We start from the raw sequence: 5,297 nt of genomic DNA on the forward strand, positions 1-5,297 counted from the left end.
TGGAACAGCTCCACTGTCACCGCGGCGTTGAGGCCCACCGCGTCGCCGCCGCCGAACGCCCGGCACGTGGCCAGGCACAGCGCGGCGCGCAGCCCCTTGCCCCACCGGCGCGGATACTCCGCGACCAGGTCGTAGAGGTATCGCGGGCCGCCGTCGGGCACGTCGTCGAGCAGCGCGCCGAGGGCCAGCCCGCGATAGCGCTCCAGCATCCGTTCCACGTGCCCGCCGGCCACCCCGGCGGCCGTCGCCATCGCGCGGCTACCGGTCCGTCGGCCGCTTCGAGGCCGGCGACGCCAGCCGGTCCGCGAGCCCGTTTGCGACCTCGGGGGCCAGCCGCGCCAGATTGAGTACGGTGTCCAGCGCGTCGTGCGCGTCCGACGTGTACCGCCGGATCACCTCACCGCGCTGGTCGTCGGCCATCTTCAGCTGCCCGACCACGGTGTCGATCAGGGCGTGCCCGTCGGTGCGGACCCGCGCGACGAGTTCGTCGAACGCCTCCGGGTCGACCCGGCGGCTTTCGGTCAGCTTCTCCTCGAGCCGCCGGGCGCCGGCCAGCCCCGCCGCGAGTTCCTCCTCCAGGACCGTGGCCGCGTGGGTCACGGTCTCCGAGGTCTCCTCGGCCACCTTCTCGAAGCGCTCGTTCGTGCGCTCACGCTCCACGTTCTCCATGCGGCGGAGTCTCCACCCGGCTCCGGTCGACGGGCTAGGCATGTGTCGCGATGGTGACCGACCGTCACTGTTGCGGATTGCTGTGCGGGAAAGCCGATGCGAACGGTGGTCACTTACCGGGCGGCTAACCCGGCCAGGCGGGGGCGGGCGGCGTGGGCACCCGGGTCGGGCCGGGCGCCCACGCGGCTGGGTCACGTGTTTTGGGCCTCGCCTGGCCCGCTGGCGGGTCCGCCGCCGATCGCCAGCACCGGCCGCCAGCCAGCGGCGAGCTGTGCGTCCAATTGCCGGCGCAAGCTGTCCAGTTCCTCGGCGAGGTCTTCCGGCCGATATCGGTTCAACAACTCAAGCGAGTGCCGCAACGCCGTCACCCGCAGCGCCGGGCTGGTCAGGCCCTCGAACATCCGCCCGTCGGCCGGGTCGTCGGCGCCGGGCGCGAGGAATCCTGGCGCAACCATGCCGGTCAGGCCGTGCCGGGCACGCGCCTCGGCTATCTCGGCCCAGGCTTCGGCGACATGCCGCTGGACCGCCGTCGCGGCCTCCTCCACGGCTAGGCGGAGTTCCTGCCAGCGTTTGGCGTGCAGGCCCAGGTACCGGTTCGCTTCATCGAGCAGGGCCTGGTAGCGAGCGACGGCGGCTTCGCGCCGCTGTTCGATCCGGGCTTTCCGGTCGGCGTACGGGTTGTGCGCGCTGGCTTTGAAAGCAACCGCTGCGACGGTGAGCAGCACCAACAGGCCCACGAGCGGCCAGCGCAGCTCGGGCTGGGGCAGCTTGGCTCCCCGCAGCCAGGCCCACAGGCCGAGCACCCCGACGACCAGGATCGCGAAGCTCACCGGCAGTGGCCAGCTCGCCCAGGGCAGCGCGTCATGTCCGCGCTCCTCGTCCTCGGGCCGCCACTCCACGAACACGCGGCGGAACAGCAGCCGCCAGCCCAGACGGCGTCGCAGCGATCGCCGGTCGGCCCGGCTCCGGTGCCGGAACAGGGGTATGGCCAGCCAGCTGCCGGCGAGGATCAGCGCCATGGCGATGCTGAATCCGGGCAGGTAGGAGATCCAGTACTCGAAGCTGAGCTTGTCGTCCGGGGCGTCGATCGCGTCCCGGAACGACGTGGCGAAGAAGACCGTGTCGTAGACCGCACTGACCAGGATCACGGCCCAGACGACCCAGGAGCGTTGCCATTGGGGCTGATCCCGCCGGTCCTCCGCGCCGTCGTCGGCGTGCTCCTGGTCGTTGCGGCGCTGGTCACGCGCCGCGTCGTGCAGCTCCCGCTCGGCTACGAGCATCGACAGCGGATGCAGCGCACTCTTCGCCCCATGCCAGGCGTCGATCAGGCGTTCTCCGGCCTCCCGCAGCGCCGGATGGGCGTCGGCCAGGGCCTGCTCCGCCTCGTTCCGCGAGCGGATAAGCCGGGCGGACTCGTGGTGGGACAGCTGATCGGGTCGGTGGGGTTCGGGCTCGGAGACGGGTCCGCCGGCCGCGAGCCGGGTGACCCCGAGTGTGATCGGCCGGGGGCAGGGGACCGGTAGGTATCGGCGGCCGTTCGGGCTGCCGGTCGTGCGTACGTCGTCCATCGTCATCCGCTCTCTGTGGTCATCACGATCTCCACCCTGCGGTTGCGTTGCAGGCACGCCTCGTCCCACGACCCGTTCGGCAGTTGTTCCCGGGTGCACAGCCGACCGGTCTCGCCGGCACCCCGGGTCCTGGGGGTGGGAAGACCGAGGCTGGTCAACTCGCGACCCACCGTGACGGCCCGCCGCTCCGACAGGTCCCTGTTGTACTGGTCGCTGCCGCGCGAATCGGTGTAACCGATCACCTCGAGTGCGGTGACCTTCGACCGGTCGACCTGCTTCGCAATCTCGGCGAGTCGCTGCCGGCCGGCTGCGCCGACCTCGTCGGAGCCGGTGGCGAAGAGCGCCGCCGAGTCGATGTTGAAGGTTTTCCGATCGGCCGGCGGGTTGGGCGGGCCGGCGCCGGGCGTGAAACGAACGACCGGGTCGGCGGGCGGAACGCCGCTGCTGCCGTCTCCACGCCGCACGACGGCAACCGGGGCGGTGGACACCTCGCACGATGCCGCCGCGGCGACCAGGCACAGCCGCTCCCAGTACTGCTGGAGCCAGGCCAGGTGGCCGGTTTCCAGCACCGGCTGGCCGTCGGCCGGGTGCCCCACCCCGAGCATCCGCAGGTGCACGCCCTTAACCGACGTCGGCCAGTCGGGTCGTTTCGGGCAGTCGTCCGCGGACGCCTCGATCAGCCGGGGAGCACCGACCGGTTCACGGCTCAGGTCGGCGCAGCCGGCGGTGGCGAGCCCGTCGGTGGCGAGGACGACGGTGCGCCGCGCGTCGCCGGCCGCCCCGGTGTGGGTGGCGGCGACGCTCATCGCTCCGAGCACGTCCGTGCCGGCCGTACGTGCTGTGATAGTGGCGGCTCGGGCGGCGAGCCGGCCGAGGCAGGCCTTTGTGTCCTTCCGCTCCACCGCCTGGTTGCTCGGTCGCTTGCTGGTCGCGGCGGTGGGATAGCTCTCGACGGTCCACGTCACGGTGGCGGCGGAGCCGTCGAAGGTGCCGATGGAGACCACGTCGGCGCGCTCGACGGCCGCGTCAAGCGTCGGGGCGACGGCGGCGGCGTAGTCGGGCGCGGGCCCGGCGGACCGGACGGACGCCGTGACGTCGAGCAGGACGACCGTGTTACCGACGCCCTCGACCGGCAGGCCCGGCTGGCTGGCGCAGTCCGGCTCCTCCTTGTCCCCGCCGCAGGCCACGGCTGCGCCGAGTGTCGCGACGAGCGCGGTCGCGAGCGCGATCCGGGCGGCCCTCATGAGGCGACCGTCGGCTGCGGCTCGGTCTCGACCGGAGCGGGGAAGGTGCGGTCGATGCCCATCTGCTTGCAGAACGTCTGGTACGCCAGGTCGTAGGCCGTGGCGAACTCGTACATGCCCACGTGCTCGTGGTCCTTGGCCGATTGGCGCAGCACGTCCGCCAGTTCCAGGACGGAGGCACGCCGGTGGTTGACAAGCCGGGCGAGGACGCCGGCGAATGCCGGATCGGTGAGCTGGGCGGCGTATGCGACCTTGGCGTCGTACCCGAGGCTGTCGAGCAGATCCCGCCACCGGCCGGTGAGTTCCCCGAACCGTACGGCCCGCAGCGTGCCGAGTGTTGCGTTGGCCTCCACGTCCAGCTCCTGCAACGCGTACGGCAGCAGGTGTTCCCGTACCCGCGGGTCGGGCAGCACCCGCACCTGGGCGCGGCAGCGCACCTTGCCGGCGTCGCCCGAGTAACACCAGTCGCTTTTCAGAGCCTCCTGCATGGCCTGCTCGGCGGCCGCCGAGTGGTACGGGGAGAACGTCCGGCCGATCGCCCAGATCCGTTCCCGCACGCTGTCCCGGGCGCTGCTGCTGAACACGCCGGCCTGCTCGGTCAGCTCGTCGTAGGTCATGTCGCGGCTGGACCAGATCAGGTGGGCGTGCACCTGGAACTCGAAGACGTCGCCGGCGCAGAGCGCGGTGACCAGGCTGCCGTCCCCAGCGGGCTGGTAGACGACCTCCGGCAAGGGGTGGGGCGGAACCGGCCCCGTCGGCGACGTGCCGCGGAACCAGTCGACCAGCCGGCGCCAGAGGTTACGCCGCGGCGTGTCGGGTCGGGGCTTCGTGCTGCTCACGGGTTACCTCCGGTGTCGGGTTCGGCCATCGGTCGAGTCGCGGGTGGTGCGCCCCAGCGCATGCCGGCCAGCCGGCGCGCGGTGGGGGAGTCCTTCCATCGGTGCGTCAGGTGGAACCGGCCGCGGACGGCCACTGGCCCGACAAGCACGCGGCTGACCAGGTCGACGACCCGTTCGGCCAGTTCCGGGTCGTCGTCGGCGAGTCGGAGCCAGGCGTACAGGATGTTCCAGGCCCGGTACGCGGTGGTCGGATCGGTGAGTGCCGCCCGCCAGAGCCGAGCCAGTTCCTCGGTGTCCGGAATGAAGTCCGCAGCCCCGGCCAGCAGCAGCGGCCAGCTCTCCCAGGGGGAGGGGCCGGCGCGACGGGCCAGCAGCGTCAGCCCTCGGGCGGCGTGTACCCGCAGCCGGTGCAGGTCGTCGTCGTGCCAGGCCAGCAGAGTTCGCCAGGTGGCCTCCGGGTCTCCCGGCGTCTCGGACAGGTATGCCTCGGCCGGGCGGTAGAGCACGAGCAGTGAGCGCGCCACGGATGCGCTGGCGTTCAGATCGTCACGGCTGGCCAGCGTGCGCAGTTCGCGCAGGGCATCCGTCGGGGCGAGCAGGCCGATCCGGGTGCCGTACGCGCGGGCTGCGGTGTCGTGGAGTTGCGCGTCGTTGCTGCGGACCCAATCGCGGATCCGGCTCTGTATCCGGCCGGCGATCTGGGCATCTCGGGCGGCAATATCCAGCGCCGACGCGGCCGCCTGTCGGACGGTGCCGCGCCCGTCGCCGGCCCATCGACGGACCAGGGCGTGCCACACCTCGTCGAAGTCGAGGGTGGCCAGCCACCCGGCAAGGCGGGCGGCCCGTTCCCGGACGAGGTCGCGGCGGGTGAAGACGAGTTGTTCCAGCCAGAGCAGCAGTGGCAGCCGAGCACCATCGAAGTCGTTCCAGGCCGCGTCCAGCATGGCGTTGAGCTGGAAGGGATCGACCAACCGTGC

Annotated in this window: 4 protein-coding genes and 2 pseudogenes; all 6 read right to left on the reverse strand. The window is 72.0% G+C overall.

Features of this window, described 5'->3' with window-relative positions; translation table 11 throughout:
• Nucleotides 1–251: pseudogene (locus KBX39_RS22000) on the reverse strand (polyprenyl synthetase family protein); the annotation flags it as partial.
• 7 nt (nucleotides 252–258) lie between these two features.
• The gene (locus KBX39_RS22005) at nucleotides 259–669 is read right to left on the reverse strand and encodes a hypothetical protein (protein WP_210872273.1); all 411 of its coding nucleotides are present in this window, start codon (nucleotides 667–669) and stop codon (nucleotides 259–261) included.
• Nucleotides 670–860: 191 nt separating this feature from the next.
• Nucleotides 861–2,243: a hypothetical protein gene (locus tag KBX39_RS22010; protein ID WP_147265164.1), complete on the reverse strand. Its 1,383-nt coding sequence runs from the start codon at nucleotides 2,241–2,243 to the stop codon at nucleotides 861–863.
• Nucleotides 2,240–3,481 (reverse strand): OmpA family protein, encoded by a 1,242-nt coding sequence (locus KBX39_RS22015; protein WP_113974287.1) that lies wholly within the window; start codon nucleotides 3,479–3,481, stop codon nucleotides 2,240–2,242. The genes KBX39_RS22010 and KBX39_RS22015 overlap by 4 nt, the downstream gene beginning before the upstream one ends.
• On the reverse strand, nucleotides 3,478–4,320 hold the full coding sequence (locus KBX39_RS22020; protein ID WP_113974285.1) for a hypothetical protein: 843 nt from the start codon (nucleotides 4,318–4,320) through the stop codon (nucleotides 3,478–3,480). The genes KBX39_RS22015 and KBX39_RS22020 overlap by 4 nt, the downstream gene beginning before the upstream one ends.
• Nucleotides 4,317–5,297: pseudogene (locus KBX39_RS22025) on the reverse strand (hypothetical protein); the annotation flags it as partial. The gene KBX39_RS22020 and the pseudogene KBX39_RS22025, both read right to left, overlap by 4 nt.

The organism is Micromonospora sp. D75 (genome assembly GCF_018070405.1).
GTDB lineage: Bacteria > Actinomycetota > Actinomycetes > Mycobacteriales > Micromonosporaceae > Micromonospora > Micromonospora chalcea.